We start from the raw sequence: 16,877 nt of genomic DNA, 5'->3' as shown, positions 1-16,877 counted from the left end.
TTGCGTCCCCAGTGTGATGGGTAGCCAACATTATCATGGTAAGGGGTATCCCTCGGCAAGCGGCGATCGCCCCGGAAAAGACTTTCGCGATTTCTCTAAAACAAGCCCCGCCGAAATTCGTCATTTTCACCCCGGTCATTTGTTTGGTAGCGAGACGGGGGGCGATCGCTACTCCAGGCCCACCAAACGGTGCCGCATTGACATTCATAAAACTCCTGCCAGCGGCGACGGTGCAGCGCATCGGTCACGGGGGCATAGCGATTTAACCAAGCCCGTTTCGCATCATGGGGGAGCGCTTCACAGCTAGGACAATGGAAACTGAGGGCGTGGCTCGCATTTTTGATCCACTCAGGTGGATAGGGACTAAAGGCATCCATAGGCACGGACAAAGGAGAAACTTGCCTACCATGGTAGCGACTTCCCTGGGAATTGTTGGGGCCTTGGTTCAGGCTTTGGGCACATATTTCCCAGGGATGACTGAGCTGTTTGATCTCAAAATGTACTCAAAGTGTGTTGGATAAGAACCCATTAGGCGCGGATAAACTCATAGAGATCAATATATTCATTGCCGGGGTTATGCCAAGAGTAGTCATATTTCATCCCCTGGATTTGCAGCTTCCGGAACTCCTCTGGGTACACGGTGTATAAACCAATGGCCCGTTCCATGGCGGATTCGAGGGCGTGGTTATCCGTTTGGTAAAAGACATAACCATTTCGTTCTTCGGGGGGATGTTTATCATCATGATCCCGGTCAAACACGGTACTCACGAGGCCACCGACACCACGGACAATGGGCACCACACCATACTTCAGGGCGATGAGTTGGGTCAGGCCGCAGGGTTCGTAGTTACTGGGGACGACAAGCATATCAGCCCCGGCATAGATCATGTGGGACAGTTCGGCGTTGAAGCCCAGCTCGATGTGACAGTTGGGGTTGTCGTTGAGGTGGAATTTTTCATGCCAGAACCAAGAGTTGATCGAGCCTTCGGTGGCGGAACCAAGGAGGACAAATTGGGCTCCCCGATTCAAGGCGTAGTACATGGCATGGTGAACGAGATGAACGCCTTTTTGGTCATCGAGACGGCCAATGTAGGCGATGATCGGTCGGTCATTGTCTTCAAGTAATAGGCGATCGCGTAGGGCTTTTTTGTTTTTCGCCTTATTTTCGAGGCTATCCCAACTGTATTGCAGCTCGATATTGTGGTCTACTTCTGGGTTCCAAGTGCTGTAGTCGATGCCGTTGAGAATTCCCTTGAACTTGTCTTGGTGGAGATGGAGGGTATGGCTTAGGCCACAACCAATATCGGTGTAGTGGGCTTCCCAGGCGTGGTGGGGAGAAACGGTCGTCACCGCATTGGCATAGACAATGCCCCCTTTCATGCAATTTAAGGCAAAGGGATTAAAGTTATCCCGGAGGCGATCGTAGTGGAAATAGTAGCCCTCGTTATTGAGACCCGTCGCCCACAGTACGTCAGCGCCCGCGATACCCTGATGTTTAAAGTTGTGGATGGTGTAGCACACCCGCTGATTCCACAGGCCATGCCACTTGTACATTTCAAAGAGCATCACCGGAACGAGACCGGTTTGCCAGTCATGGCAGTGGATAATATCGGGGCGTTTGTTGGATTTTTGTAAAAATTCGAGGGCCGCCTTGCTAAAGAAGGCAAAGCGCATGTGGTCGTCTAAGGCTCCATAAAAAAAGCCCCGACTGAAAAAGTTATCACCGGAGTGGGGTTCGATAAAGAAACATTGTTGGCCATGGACCCAGCCATAGAAAACGGTGCAGTGGATCGCACCGCCAAACCAGGGTACCCAAAGATCCCGATAGGCTTCGTGCATCCCCCAAATGTGGTCATAACGGAGACAATCATATTTGGGCAAAATGATTTCGACACAATGACCGCGCAGACTAAGCTCGCGACTGAGTCCGTAAACCACATCTCCAAGTCCACCTACCTTCGCGACGGGGGCGCATTCCGAAGCAATCTGGACGATGTACATAGGGACTCCTTATGTTTCTGAAAGAATGGGAAATTCGTAAAATTTTTTCAAAGATAAAGCATCTGTCTGTGAGCGGCAACTATACGGGGGCGGAAGTGTGATTAGGATTCTTGAGGTTTGTTTGCTCCATTGTTTTAGGAACAAAATATTTGGCGATCGCCGTTGGGTCTGCCCGGATCAGTGGGATGATCGAAAAAATAGACTGCTGCTGGGGGCTGTTTTGGCAGTAATTTTTAGTCCCCCTAATCCCATCAATTTCAGACAAAAATGCAAGATCAACAACAGGTGATTCACAAAGCGCAGCCCTGGCACGGCAAGGTGGGCTTAATTTACGGGCAACGCCAGGGCAAGACGGAAATGCAACGCTGTTTTACCCAAGCGCCGTTTCGCATCCAGCGGCCTTTTTATCCGGAAGGAAATCGAGTTTGTCACACGGTCTTGCTCCACACGGCAGGGGGCATTGTCGGCGGCGATCGCCTATCTCTGGATCTCGAACTGAAGCCAGAAAGTCATGTTTTCCTCACAACGGCAGCAGCCAACAAAATTTATCGTACTAACGGGGAAACGGCGCAACAGGACGGCATTATTCACCAGGCACCGGGCAGCATTTTGGAATACTTTCCCCAGGAAATGATTATTTTCGATGGGGCGGAATATCACCAGAGCCTGCGGGTCAATCTGGCTCCCGGTGCGGTGTGGTGTGGCTGGGAAGTTCTTCGGTTTGGGCGCACGGCCCGGGGCGAAAAATTCATCTCTGGTAACTGGCGGGGGCTGACAGAAATTTGGCAAGATGATGAACTGCTCTGGGGCGATCGCCAATGGCTACCGGGACATCCAGAAGTCTTCGCCGCCTGGAATGGTCTGAATAATCAGCCGGTGGTGGGAAGTCTGGCCTTGGTGGGGCTAGAGATTAGCGAGGCTCAAATGGCGGAGTTGCGACAAACCATGGCCACCATTCAGCAGGGCTTGGGCGGGATCACACAATTACCCAAAGGCGTGCTCTGTCGCTACCGGGGCCCCTCCAGCACGGAAGTAAAACGCTGGTTTATCTCCCTTTGGCAAAATTGGCGATCGCTCTATTCCCCGCAACCACCAACCCTGTCCCGCGTCTGGCAGACCTATTAACCCATCCCTAGCTCCCCAAAACATTCTCCCCTTTAAGGCTACTGTGTACACACAAGTGTGGATTGAGCGAGCTTCCATCCATGGAAGATAGATTCAAACTGGTATAGCCCCCTCCACAAAGTTCGGATGCCAGGAGGAGACTGGGAGCGATACCCAGACCATCCTCCTAAACGGCCAATTAGCCAAGTTGCCCAAGACAACGAAGCTGAAGCATGAGGATTTTGCTGCTTTTGAGTTTTCCCCTGCAATGTCGGAGCTAGTTGCCTGAGACATTCCTGCTCTTCAGGACTAAATACCACCTGAGCAACAAGGCTGGAATCATCTCGACCCTCTAGAAGCTGCAACACCCTTAGGGCCACGGACAAAGCTAAAACTGTCAGTCGTTCAATGGCACTAACCGACTCTAACTGCGTGGATTCTAAATCCAATCCAGACCGCTTCAAAGTGCCAAAAAGTTGCTCAATTCGCCAGCGCCAACGATACCATTCAATCACTTGTAAAGCTTGCTCTAGACTGACGACCCGATGAGTTGTAAGCAATCGCCAATGAATGGGGTCTTGTCCTACGGGAGGATTGACTTCCTTTGCTTCTACGGCATACAGCTGTACCTTCTCGGGATAATCCTGAGCTTCCACTGTATCTGGCCGTTGAATCTGAACTGGAGTCATCCGTACCGCTAACCAAGCTTCGCGGGCAGTACGTCCCAATCGAGAATCTGCCACTACCTGCACCGAATAAGTCCCTTCGCAGTGCTGTGCGCTTAAGTATTCATACAGGGATTGCTGCTCATCCCAGAGGCGACGGTCCCGACAAGCTCTCACTAAAACATGGGTTTGGTCATTGGGAACTCGCACCCATTCTTGATATATGTCATTTTCGCGGTCGCCCACATGGGTTACTTGTTTCACTCCCCCGTTTTTCAGACAGGGCTCAGATGCTTCGGCAGACAGTAGCCATTTGTAGGATTCTTTCTCTTCAATCGGTAGCTTTAGGTAACGTCGTTGATGCTTATTGGGACGAACTGCTTTTCGGCTCCATATTTGGATATTACTGAGACCTAGGGGAAACCCTGTTTCGGCGTTCACGATTAAAGTCGGGTGAATAAAAAAGCCGACATCTTGGTTATTGCCTACCACTCCTAATCCTTCTGGGTTGATTCGTCCTACATGGGCTTGTAGGTTAACCTCACTGCTATCACTAATGGCCAGGACGTGGAGTCCTCCCACTTGTTGTTGGCAGGCGTCAGACACGCTCTGTATCAACTCACATAGGCTGACATTGTCGTTGTCAAGGAAACGATAGTACCCCACTTGTTCTGCTCGATTTCGGCTCAGGGCGCGGATATTTACTGATTGATGGTCTTGCATCGCTTCATACAATGCCGCCCCCTTTTTTCTAGGCGAGGGTCGCCAAAGGAGCTGCCGCTCATTTGTGTAGCGTGAATCAGGATTGGATTATCCATTGGAATTTCCTGCCTCTCGACTCCTCCATTTTAGTTCACCCTACTTGTGTGTACACAGTAGCCCCTTTAAGGGGAGTTAGAGGGGTATCCCTTGAGGGAGTTAAGGCTGGCGACTGTAGGGAAAAGGCTGATCCCGTTCGATGAGGTGCGCCTGCATCCCCAACCGTTTTGCAGCTTCGTAATCTTCCAGGCGACTGTCGCCGATGTGGAGCGCTTCTTCTGGCTGACAACGATGTTTAGCGAGGGCTGTTTGGAAAATTTTGGGGTCTGGTTTCGCTGCTCCGGTTAGGGAGGAAATGGTCACACTCTGGAAATAGGGGGCTAGTTCTAGAGCATCTAGCACCTGTAACAGGCGGGAGTCAAAATTTGAAATTAAACCCAACTCAATGCCCTGGGCATGCCAAGTCTGCACCGAAGCCAAGGTTTCTGTGAAAATAAACCAGGGTTCTGCCGTCGCAAAATGCTGGTACAAATCCGTAAAAAAAGCATGAAAATCAGGAAACTGCTCAATCACTCCGGCAGCAGTAAAGGTTTCCTGGGCGATCGCCTCCCACCACAGAAATTCCTGTTTCGGGATCAACTCAGCATCAATATTCGGAAATGCCGGGGCAGGTTTACGCTTAAAGGATTGACGAAACCCCTGTTCTAAACGCTCCGGATCCGCCGTTACCCCGTGACGTTGGGCAATTTTGGCATAGGTCGCCCCGACCCCATCTTGGACGCCAAAGAGCGTCCCCACCGCATCGAAAAAAATAACCTTTGGTTGTGTTGCCATCATTTTGCTTGTTTCGTCTACTGGGCCAATAATTTTGTGAGGGGTTGCACAAGCCAATTCAGTCCCACCTGCACCTGATGTTCCCAGGTCGGCAAACGGTAGAGATAGACCAAGCGACGGGCGACATGGGCGAGATTGCCTTCGAGTTCTAGGCCCAAACCGCTGAGGGTGGCATTATTTTCGCCTAGGGTGAGCATTTCACCGAGGTTGAAAAATTTAAACGGCAAAAGAGGCTTATTTGTAATCAGGCCCCGCAAATTCCAGGCGCAGACATCGGCCTGCTGAATCGCCACCTGGGCCGTCATCGGTAAATTGTCCTCTGCTTGGGCGACATCCCCAAGGGCGAAAATGTTCGGGTGGTTCTGGATCTGGAGTTGGGCATTGACATCGAGTTTGCCATTGCCTGCGTGGGGCAGGGCGAGATCTTTTACCCAAGGGGCGATCGCCGTTCCGCCAGTCCACAACACGAGATCAGCGGGAATGGTATCTACTTCCCCTTTGTAGCGTAGGCTCAGGCTATCGGCGGTGACTTCTGTGACTTCTGTGGCGTAGTCTACCCAAATTCCCCGTGCTTCCAGGGCTTCCTTAGCGGCTAATTGGTTAAATTTAGGCGCATTTTTGAGGATTTCATCGCCGCGATCAATGATCCGTAACCGGCCGCGATCGCCTAAGCGATCCGCTAATTTACAGGCCAATTCCACACCACTGTAACCACCCCCAACGATGGCAATGCGAATTTTTTCCGCCACACTAGTTTCCAAAGCCCGTAATTTTTCCTTGAGGTGCAGGGCATCATTGAGGGTTTTAAAGGGCAGAGCGTATTCCTTGATGCCAGGCAAATTCACAAATTTTGTTGTGCCCCCAGCCGCAATGACGAGGTAGTCATAGGTGATTTGGCGATCGCCACAGACGACGTTTTTTTGCTCCGGGTCAACGGTTTGTACTTGGGTTTGGACAAATTTAACCGGGCCATGGCGCAACAATTCCGTGTAGGTGGGGGCCACTTCCCAGGGTTGCATTTCCTCCGTGATCAGCTCGTAGAGGAGGGGACTAAAGACAAAGTGATTCTGGCGATCAATTAGGGTGATGTCTGGCCGCTGGGAGGTCTCCCAGGGAAATTGCAACAGACGGAGCGCCGTATAGAGTCCGGCGAAACCGCCGCCGATAATGACGATGTGGGGCTGACTCATGGAGAAATAAAAGGTGAGGGCGGGCAACGTTTAACTATTGTGCCTTAATTTTCCGGTCGGGGGGGCCAGCCCTTGGGCAATAAAAAACCGCCACTGGGTGAGGACGGTCTAGCTTGATAAGCAATCGGAGGGTATTGCTAACCTAGCGCGGGGATCATTGGGGAAATGTAATCTTTTTAACTTCTTTAGGTTTTTTCCTGTCTATTTTGGGTGCAATGATGCCCATAATCTCCAATAGCGATGCACACGAAGGAGACTCAAGCACAACTAAAATCAAGCTGATCAAAAAGTAGTAAAAAAGAATTTTAGTAATGGATGAGAAGCAAAATCATGTTTCAATACTCCTTTAACTTCCGTCTGTCAAGAAGTCACACTCTATAAAATAGACAAGAAAAATTTCAGGATAAAATATGTAATTGGAACTCTTGATTCAGTCTTGTTGCTGCTCGATATACTCTGCTTAAAAGCCCTACCTATCATGATTTTTTTAGCAGCAATCACCAATAACAAACCAAGCTCAAGAAGACAAACATACTATGCCTCAGAAGCTTCAATCACTTTCCTATTAAATTCATCACGATCTTTAAAGGTAGTAAAAATACGATCCATCTTTGTTAGCTCAAAAATCATACTTACTTGGTCTGTCAACGAGCATAAGTATAATTTTTTATTTTCGGCACGAACTACTTTCAGAATAGCGACCAAGGCACCGATACTTGAGCTATTCATAAACTCAATTTGATTTAAGTCAAGCAAAATACTATCTATTTCTCCCCTTAATAGATCAATTATCTGCAATCTCAGTTCATTTGTATTGGGGCCATCTAATATCCCCTGAGGTTCAAGAATCACAAATTCCTTAGACATGAGCTTTTCTCCAAATGCAAATAATGATGATTTACTTGTCTCCTAAAACAAGTTATTGTTCTTCTGGCTGCCAGTAAGCAGCTCTGATAATACTCCACAAAAGACCTAAATGGTATACACACCATACGGCATTAATGAAGTAAGTCAATTCAGAAAGTCCATCATAGAATAATAACTGAAATCCTCCCCAGATCAAGGCCATTATTGTTGCCAAAAAGAAAAATATTTGAACTGGAATTAGACTGAAGTATATACCAGACTGGCGTTGTTTTGGGGTGACTTCAAACTTAATCGATGTTCCAGTAAAAACGCTCAGAACAGCCTGTATCTGCAAAGGAAAAAGACCAATCATATATTGTTCATTACGCCAAAGCTCACGCCATGATATTCCCCAAGCAGAAATCCATAATGTTATTCGATTTAACATATATGCTGGAATAAAATGCCACGCAAAATCAGCTCCAAAGGAGCCCACTGGAATTAGTCCTGTCCCCAGAGAAATTAGCGGACAAGATAATAAAATCAAAACAAAAAAACCGGAAAAATAACTGTACATAGTTTGGAAATATTGAATACGTTGTCCAAAACTTAAACCAGTTTTAAATAAAGGATTATCTCGAAGTAAGACTTGGATTGTGCCCTGAGCCCATCGTAGTTTTTGCTGCAACGTAGATCGCAGGTCATCTGGAGCCAAACCTTCTGCAAGAATTTCATTATGATAAATAGATCTCCACCCGGTCGCATGTAAACGCATCGCTGTATTCATATCTTCAGTAATACTAATGCTAGACAAAGCCCCAATCATTTCAAATTCTTCTAATTTATTTTCATTACTAATATAATCATCGGAAAAATGTTGCAGTCCCATTTGAACCAAGGCTTCTCGTCTTAGAACAGCATTTGTTCCTGTATAAAAAGCTGCATTCATGCCGTCTTTTCCCTGTTGGATAGGGCCATAAAAAAAGTGGGCATTATGACCAAAAGGATCATCACTGGGAAGATTTGAAAAAGCCTGAGGTGTCTGTACAAAAGCGACATGATTTAATTCATAGCAGCCATTTTCTATATTGAATCTATAAAAATGTGGAATTACTCTTTGTAAAAAATTTGGTTTAGGGATATGATCAGCATCCAGAGTGAGAATCAACTGGCCATTGGTTTCTCCAGAAAAAATTGCGTGATTTATGTTGCCAGCTTTGGCATGGTGTGGGCGATCTTTTGGTTTTTGACGAGCAATGTAGCGACATCTGGGGAGATCGATCAATTGCTGTGTATACTTATCAACTTCGGCTTCTAATTTTTTGATTTTTTGTTCGTAGATATCAATTATGCTTTGAGAATTCAGAGAATCGCTCAACATTAACTGTTTAAGACTGTGAATATAGCTTTGATATTTCTCTTTTTTGTCTCCAGTATCAACGGGAGAAAGTTCTTTGATTATCATTAAACAATTTTGTTGATCATCAGTGCGAATATAAAAAAACTGATCTACCAATTGACGAATAATAGAGATACCGCGCCCATGTTCGGCTTCTTCTTCAATGTCATCATTGAGCCCTTTTAGATGGCTTTCTAAGTCAAAAAAATCACCTTTATCCCAAATTCTAAGAATAAAAGCATAATTAAAAATTGAAATTTCCAGGGTAATCGACTGTTTTTGAGGTGAATTTTTATGGGCATGGACAATGGCATTGTCTAAACCCTCGCCAAGGATTGTTTGACAAATGATCCAGTCTCGATCTGAAACTGCAGCTGGACGAAGATGATTAAGCCAATCAAGGGCATTTTTTAATTCTTGGTGATCGCTAGGAATAATCAAGCGATAGCTATTAATAAATCCTTCTATTTCGACTAGATCTTTTTTAATAGCATTCAATTGAGCAATATACGATTGACGTAAATATTTTTGTCTTTGAATTGTTTCTGCTATTTCTTGTAGAGCTGGCCGCTGTAAATCTTGAAGACAGAGCTTTTCAGCCATTGCTCTCATTTCGGAAGAATTGCCATCGTCTAAAATATAGACTCGGAGTTTTTCCAATGGATAGTCCATTGATAGTGCTGCCTGAGCCGTTGTGTAGACCATTTCACTCGGTTCATTGTAACAGGTAATAAAAACATCAACTGAGGGGAAATTTTTTGATAAAAACTGCGGCTTGAGAGCAGATAAGTTTTTATTATTACGCTCAATTGGTCGCCATATAGAATAGAAAAAAAGTATTCCTCCAAGAAACATATAGGTCTCTGCACAAACGAGGGGTATGGCAAACCATAATGCCTGAAGGTTTAATGACTCTGTCCAACGCCAATACAAATACCAAGCACCTATAATCAGATTGATTAAAATCATGTAGCGCATTAATAATGTATGCTTTCGGAGTGTGACTCGTTTGTTTTTAAATGAAGGGACTAGTTCCAACATAATTGATAAATAAAATGAATAAAAATAAGCTCGCCAAGAAGTTAAATTAAAGAAAAATAAATTCGGTTTAGTCTAACGCTCAAGTTTAATTTATATTTTTTTGACTCAAAAAATAGTGTTTTATGAGACAAGCTAATTGTATTTTTAAATTGATTTTTTGCAGAATGTATTCTTTTTTTTAATCGCATTTCTCTTGTATGGCCTTCATAGAACTTTGCTTTAAAATTATTAATGACAAGAAAAGCTTCTAGTAAGAAGAATGATTTTCATGAAAAATAGCCAATTAAATTTTGACTTACTCTTTTCTAGATAGATCATTTGCTTACTTATTTAATTAGTATATATTAGCAATGATTTCATGACCTATGGCTTTCCTTAGACAAGTCACACTCAAATTGAGTCTATATTACATCCAAAAAAACAGTTTATAATCTCTGTTAAGAAAAATATTTATAAATCATTTTGTCTATCTTCACTATGTTACTGAATATTGACAGCAATACCACCCCGATTGAAGCACCAATCCACAGGGAAGAACGAGAGATAAAAAAGGTTTGGTATCTAGCGGCACCGCAAAATTTAAACCCTAGTTTACGAGAAACATCTACATCCTCTGAAGATGTAACGGAAGGTTTACAGACTATTCCTGAGACTTCTTCTACAGACAATGAAGAACAACAAACAAAAAATTCAACATCTTTTTGGGATCCGGAATCAGTCACCATAGATTTTCGCTACTTTACCACCAATTTTGAGCAGGATAATCTTTTAATTCAACCCAGCATTACTGGTACTTTACCTAATGGCGATCGCCTGAGTTTGACAAGCGGCTTTAATCGATTCCAGCAACCAGAGATTGATTCGATCCAAAATATTCCTTTACAGTTTGATTGGGAAGGAAAAATTGCTGGTTTAGAGAGTGATATTGGGACTGGAATTGATTGGTTTGATCGCGTTACGCCAGCTCTTAGTTTTCGGGCCAATAGCCGTGTGAATATCGGTGAACGAGCCAGTTTGTCTTTTTTTGTCGAACATGCTCCCTATAAATTTAATGCAAAAACCGTTGAAAATGAAATCACAAATTGGCGTTATGGCCCCAATCTATTCTGGCAAATTTCTCCAGATACAAGCTTTTTTAGTTTGGTTCGTTGGGGTCGTTACAGTGATGGCAATCATGAACAACAATCCTTTAGTCGATTAGAACATACTAGCGGTGAATTTCAGCTAGCAGCGAATCTTTTTAACTGGCGTTATCGCGAAGATAAAGAAATAGAAAGTGGCTATTTTTCACCAGAAGATTTTCTTGTTATCAATGGTGAATTGATTTGGAATAAAAATATTTTTTCCTGGTTGGATTGTAATTTGTCCACATCTGTTGGCCGGCAACGCCTCCAAGGACAATGGGATTTTGTATATGGCTATGGTGGTCGCTGTACCACAACAATTGCTGAAGATATTTTCTGGGATCTAGATTATCGTTTTAGTAATGTTTTAGGAGACAACAGTAACAGTCGATATAACAGCGAAACATGGAGAATAATATTGCGGGTACAGCTTTGATTTTTTAACTAATGATTTCTGAGATTTCGAGATACGAAAAAAAAATTCTACTTAATAAATAGAAATAAACGTGAGACGTTTGTAGTTAATTATTTACATTGGTTTTGAGATCCCAATATTGGCGATTTCCAGTCCCTTTAAGTTCGATGCGAGGAAAGCTCCGACTAGGGAGTCCTAAGCCATGGCGATCGCCATTTTTGATTTCCTGCCACCAGCGACTTTCTAGATTTTGATGGGGCCGAATAATCGGCTGTTGAGCCATGTATTTATAGAGCAAAGCCTGCAGGATCAAGCTATTTGTACCGCTGGTCAGTCCGAGGCTAGGCTGTCCGCTCTCTTCGTACAAACCTTCGTAATAGCCTAGGTTTGGATCGTATAGGTCTAATGTGGCTTGCCATAGGGTTTTCCCATAGTCATCATCTGGAAATAACGCATGGTAAGCAGAGGCGATCGCCGTACTGACAACACGGCCTTGTGGTACCAGGTTTCCCCCGTCATCCACTGCGGCCCAAGGCTTCCCATTATTAATGACCGTACTGTGGATCACATAGGGGGGTTCCTGAATCAGTGTGGTTCCCGATGCGCTCAACTCCCCCGTCTCTCCATAGCGTTTTGCCTCTGCTCGATAGATACTGTCAATAAAATTACGACTTTGGGGGTCAAAACCAAATTCCAAACCATAAAGCAGAAAGGGATTCGTGATAGTGCTGGCTCTCTTCTGTTGCTGACGGTGGTCTGATTGGGAGTGGGCGATGGGGATTGCTTCCCCAGCAACCGTTTGGGTTACATAATCATCCCCAATGGCAGAACGATGGACATCAAAACCCCAAAGCTGAAATCCCCGCGCAGCATATTCTTCATAACCAAGCAGATGAGCTGGCTGAACTTGGAGACGCTGTTGTCTGCCCCGGTTATTTTTCTCCACACTGATATTCGCAACTTGGCCATCGCGCACAACCCGTAGATACGACCAATCTAAAACTACCTGATCGACTGCCTCTTGATATTCTGGGTGGCAAGTTTTTAAAACATGGAGAGAGGTCAAAAGCCGACCCAGATCTAAGCCAGACCAACCATTGTTGCTGTGGTTACCACCATAGTCGATGGGTTTCAGGGTCAAAGTATCATAGGCGCGGTAGGGCAACTCCGCCCCAAATAGCTCCATTTCTTGCAAGGCACCGAGAAAGTGGCGCACGCGCTGATCAAAGGTTTCTGGGGAAATTATATTAAGGGTACGGGCCGCATGGAGTGCAGCCAAATAATCTCCCATTCCCCACGCGGTTATGCCTTCTAGATCGCTTCGATCTGGCACCAGACCCGTTTTTCGATGGTTGGTTTCAAAATATTGCCAGGCGATTTCTGCGTAACGACGATCAGCCGGATTTATTTCCTCGCCTGGGGCAGGACAATTACTGGATTTTACTGGGCGCACGGGGGCGATCGCCGCCACATCAATTTCTTCAGCTTGGGGCGCACAACTAACCGTAGCACTATTGGTAAGTGACGCAATGGGAGCAACTGAAACCCTTGGAACAGGGGAGCTAGCGATTGAGCTTTGCCCCTCAACCATCGGTTTAAAACCCCTGGCTTTGTAATAGAGAATTTCAAGGATCAACCCATTGGTATTCCCCGTCAAAATATCGTTGAGGGGCGGCTGCGGATCATAGAGGCCCGACTCATAAATCCCCGCATAGTAACCTCTACCGGAATTTGTACTGTCTTTGATATGGTCAAAAACTTTCTGGGCATAGGCATCGTCAGGATAAATGTAGCGCCAACCGAATGCTGATTTTGAACTGAGAGTGCGTAGTTCTGGATATGCTTCGTTGTTTTCTGTGATCACAGCCCAGGGCTGACCATTGGCATAAACCGTGTTGTAGAGAAAGTGGGGGGCCTGATTAATATTATCTTCTGAAACAGAGGTCAACAGTCCTGTCTCTTCATAACGCCGTTTTTGTGCTTCAAATACCCGACGAGCATGGTCTGCCCGTTCTCCCTGTAAGCCAAATTCGATGGCATCTAAAATGTAGGCTTCGCTGACGACGTAGTTATTAGCATTAGTCTCAAAGTAATCGCGGGTATCAACCGGAATTTGCACACCATAGATATCGACAAATTCAAAAGGTTCGTGGGCGATCGCCGCTGGTACCTCAAATCCCCAGAGAGAATAACCCCGGGCTGCATATTCCTCATAGCCAAGCCGCCCCTCCTGTACCTTGAGGGTCGAGCCGTCGGGTAAAATCATTGCACCATAGAGGCTGCCATTTTCAACGGACTCCGCAACATTCCAACTTGAAACAATGCCAGAAATCCAGTCTGAATATTGAGGATGGCACCTTTGGACGATATGAAAAGCAGCAAGGAGACGGCCTATATCAAGGGCAGACCAGCCAATGCCTCGTTCAATGGCATTGTTGCCATAGTCTACGATCTCTTTAGTTGCGCTGTTATAGACTTTATTGGGCAGGGTATTTTCAAAGAGGGGCAGTTCGGCGAGGCTCGTCAAAAACTGATTTAATCGACTATCAAAGTCCTCTTGGTTGATCAGTCCTATCCCCCGTGCCGCATTCATCGCCATTAAGTAATTACCTAAATCCCACATCGTACTAGCTGGGAAACTCCCAGCAGCATTTGATAATCCAGTACTGGGTTGTACATTATCTACAAAGTATTGCCAAGCAGACTGGGCATATTTTTGCTCTTCCGGGGTCAGAGGTATGGCGATCGCCCCACACATTTCTGGAGCAGATTGCGCTTTTACCAGTGGAGTTGGCATAAAATTCAGCCCGTAGGATAAAAAAAGACCGAAAACCAGACAAACGAGAATAACCTTAGATCTGCGAATCATGTAAGAAAAAGACATGCGCTCTTAATTCAAATAATAGAAAAGCAATATCAGTCGCACTTAGATTGAGGCTGGCTGAAAAATGAAGACGAAGAGTAATCACTCCAGGGAATAACCATTGAGATAACTCGATGATTAGAAGTTGAACTTGGTTGGGGCGGGATTTTTTTACTTAAGTATTCCAAGAGAATAATCAGTCCGATACCAGATAGCACCCCCGCAATTACGGTACCTATAACCAATATTGTGGGGGGAGCTTCAAAATTCTCATCATCCATAAATCAAAAAACATCCTCACCAAGTGTCAAGCAATACGTAAAAATAATTAATACTCTTGATGACTTAGCCTCATTGGCTTACTTTTATTAGAATGACAGTATAACAATATTTTAAAAAGCAAAACATTCTAGTTAACAAAGTCTGATACTAATATTAATCCTGAGTTTTAAACAAAACAAATAACTACTTTAGCCTGCCTGGATTACTCCAGCGCAATATACACATATCTTTTTTGTGTTATCTACTAAGTCCTGTCAAACAAAAATGAAACCAGCCGCCGAAATCCTTCTCATTGATGATGATGCCCTATCCAGAAAGCTAGTTAAACATATTTTAATCAAAGCGAATTATCGAGTGATTGAAGCGGAAAATGGAGAGCAAGGGATCTCACTCTTTCAAGAGCGATCGCCAGCTTTGATTTTAGTAGATGCTTTGATGCCCGAACTTGACGGCTTTGATTTTTGTCAGATTATTAGAGAGTTTCCACAGGGCAAAGATACTCCCATAATGATGTTAACTTCCCTTGGAGATAATCAATCTATCGATAAAGCATTTCAAATAGGTGTCAGTGATTTTATTACAAAACCCATTCGCACTTCAGTCTTGCTTGGACGGATTCAACATATGTTAAAACTTGTTGATACAATACAAGCACTACGCGACAGTAAAAAAGTATATCAAACACTTGTAAGCAGTCTTCAAGAAGTTTTATTTCACCTTACTCCAGAGGGATATATTACTTTTGTGAATCCGGCTTGGTATCAAATCATGGGCTATCAGCCAGATGAAACAATTGGTCAAAATTTTCTCGATTTTCTTCATCCCAAAGAGAAAAATCATAATCAAACAAAGCTGCAAAAAGTACTAGGAAATAGCAAGATAAGGGCCTATAAAACTCGTTTTATTACGAAACTAGAAGAAGTTCGTTGGGTAAATATTCAAATTTCCGGAAAAATCGATAAAAAATCACTAGAATCATCCGGAATCGCTGGCAGACTATACGATATTACTAAAGATTTTTATAATGAAAAATATCGTCGATTAGAACATATAATTAACAAAATTATTTCCCGCTCCGACAGTACCAATCTAACCATTCAATACATATTACAAGCAATTAGCGGAAATTTAGGGTTTTCCCTTGCAGAATTCTGGCTATTAGATCCCCAAAAACAAGAATTAAAAAAAACTGTTCATTGGCATTTAAAAAAATATGAAATCAAAAGTTCAAACAATGTACCTGACTCTTTTTATCTAGAAGATTGGATGGAAAGTATTTATGATATTACATCTCACATCAGTGAAATCCAGTCTCAACAAGAAATCCTTGAGGTCGAAAGTACGCATCAATCTTCCCAGATCATTTCATTTAAATATGCTCAAAACTGCATCCTTAATCATAGCAAAGAAACGCTAGGCTTAATGGTATTTTTTGATACAAAACAACAAAAAAGAAATGATATTCTCTCAAGGGGTTTAGAGGTTTTAGGAAAACAAATTGGACAGTACCTCAAAAGAAAACAAATTGAAAAAGAACTACAACAAAAAAATGATCTGCTGCAATTTGAACTTGATCAGGCGGCACATTATGTAGAGTCACTATTGCCGCATGAAACCCTTTCTAAGACGCACTCCTCAGTACAAATTGAAACACTTTTTAAGCCCTCCAATGCTCTCGGTGGAGATATCTTTGATTATGTATGGCTTGATCCAGAGAACCTGATGTTCTATGTTTTAGATGTCGCAGGCCATGGCATCAAATCTTCGCTGCTTTCAGTATCAATTTTAAACATCCTACGTCAACAGGATTATACAAAAATGAATTTGTATGAGCCTGAAATTGTTTTAGGGAATCTAAATCGATTGTTTCAAATTAATGAGAGTGGTGAAGATTATTTCACTATCTGGTATGGTGTTTTAAATAAAAAATCTAATATCTTGAAATATGCTTCAGCGGGTCATCCTGAGGCTTTTCTTCTGACTCCAAATAAACAAAAAGCAGATTATGAAGTTCAAGGTCTAAATTCAGGCAATATTGCTGTAGGGTTATTTTCTAACTTTCCTTTTATATCGGCTGAAATTGAAGTAACAAAAGAAAGTCGACTTTTCCTTTTTAGCGATGGCACCTATGAATTTTTTATCAATGAAAACAAAAACATATTTGGGCTACAAAACTGGCGTCAGTTAATCTTGTCCTATGCTCGATCACATTCATCACCCGATTTGCAATTTCTTTTTCAACAAATCAACCATCTCAATTATGACTACGAGTTGGAGGATGATTGTTCAATCATGGAAATAATATTTTAATCAAAAATATCTCATGTATTTAGGTCACGTCATTTTAAAACTAA

The 16,877-nt window shown here is 43.7% G+C and carries 11 protein-coding genes; 3 read left to right on the top strand and 8 right to left on the bottom strand.

The window, feature by feature from the left end; translation table 11 throughout:
• Positions 1-95 precede the first annotated feature (95 nt).
• Both AACQ84_RS10750 and glgA read right to left on the bottom strand, forming a co-directional pair.
• Positions 96-377, bottom strand: a complete 282-nt coding sequence (locus tag AACQ84_RS10750) for a hypothetical protein (protein ID WP_012307728.1) — start codon at positions 375-377, stop codon at positions 96-98.
• Between the two features lie 151 nt (positions 378-528).
• Positions 529-2,001: a glycogen synthase GlgA gene (glgA, locus tag AACQ84_RS10745; protein ID WP_012307727.1), complete on the bottom strand. Its 1,473-nt coding sequence runs from the start codon at positions 1,999-2,001 to the stop codon at positions 529-531.
• Positions 2,002-2,268: 267 nt separating this feature from the next.
• Between glgA and AACQ84_RS10740 the strand changes: the two genes are divergently transcribed.
• The gene (locus tag AACQ84_RS10740; RefSeq protein ID WP_012307725.1) at positions 2,269-3,126 is read left to right on the top strand and encodes an urease accessory protein UreD; all 858 of its coding nucleotides are present in this window, start codon (positions 2,269-2,271) and stop codon (positions 3,124-3,126) included.
• A 38-nt stretch (positions 3,127-3,164) separates the two neighbouring features.
• On the opposite strand, the gene AACQ84_RS10735 is transcribed toward AACQ84_RS10740, so the two are convergent.
• From AACQ84_RS10735 to AACQ84_RS10715, 5 genes are all read right to left on the bottom strand, one after another.
• Positions 3,165-4,493 (bottom strand): IS4-like element ISSysp3 family transposase, encoded by a 1,329-nt coding sequence (locus tag AACQ84_RS10735; RefSeq protein WP_012305554.1) that lies wholly within the window; start codon positions 4,491-4,493, stop codon positions 3,165-3,167.
• Positions 4,494-4,688: 195 nt separating this feature from the next.
• Complete coding sequence (locus AACQ84_RS10730) at positions 4,689-5,366, bottom strand: HAD-IA family hydrolase (RefSeq protein ID WP_012307724.1); 678 nt, start codon at positions 5,364-5,366, stop codon at positions 4,689-4,691.
• 14 nt (positions 5,367-5,380) lie between these two features.
• Positions 5,381-6,553, bottom strand: a complete 1,173-nt coding sequence (locus tag AACQ84_RS10725) for an NAD(P)/FAD-dependent oxidoreductase (RefSeq protein WP_012307723.1) — start codon at positions 6,551-6,553, stop codon at positions 5,381-5,383.
• Positions 6,554-7,087: 534 nt separating this feature from the next.
• Entirely contained in the window at positions 7,088-7,420 is a 333-nt protein-coding gene (locus AACQ84_RS10720; RefSeq protein WP_012307722.1) for an STAS domain-containing protein, read from the bottom strand.
• Between the two features lie 52 nt (positions 7,421-7,472).
• A complete protein-coding gene (locus tag AACQ84_RS10715; RefSeq protein ID WP_234992835.1) occupies positions 7,473-9,776 on the bottom strand; it encodes a glycosyltransferase family 2 protein in 2,304 nt (767 codons plus the stop codon).
• 540 nt (positions 9,777-10,316) lie between these two features.
• Between AACQ84_RS10715 and AACQ84_RS10710 the strand changes: the two genes are divergently transcribed.
• Positions 10,317-11,399 carry a hypothetical protein gene (locus tag AACQ84_RS10710; protein ID WP_143589416.1) on the top strand — a complete coding sequence of 361 codons (1,083 nt, stop codon included), beginning with the start codon at positions 10,317-10,319 and terminating at the stop codon, positions 11,397-11,399.
• An 85-nt stretch (positions 11,400-11,484) separates the two neighbouring features.
• Here the strand turns inward: AACQ84_RS10710 and AACQ84_RS10705 are convergent, their stop codons facing one another.
• Positions 11,485-14,175, bottom strand: a complete 2,691-nt coding sequence (locus AACQ84_RS10705; protein WP_234991387.1) for a DUF3131 domain-containing protein — start codon at positions 14,173-14,175, stop codon at positions 11,485-11,487.
• Positions 14,176-14,787: 612 nt separating this feature from the next.
• On the opposite strand from AACQ84_RS10705, the gene AACQ84_RS10700 reads away from it, so the two are divergent.
• Positions 14,788-16,833: a SpoIIE family protein phosphatase gene (locus tag AACQ84_RS10700; RefSeq protein WP_143589417.1), complete on the top strand. Its 2,046-nt coding sequence runs from the start codon at positions 14,788-14,790 to the stop codon at positions 16,831-16,833.
• Positions 16,834-16,877: the final 44 nt, after the last annotated feature.

Origin of the sequence: Picosynechococcus sp. PCC 7002 (genome assembly GCF_963860125.1) — a bacterium.
In the GTDB taxonomy this organism is placed as follows: Bacteria; Cyanobacteriota; Cyanobacteriia; order Cyanobacteriales; family MRBY01; genus MRBY01.
This window is presented reverse-complemented; position numbering and strand designations above follow the sequence as displayed.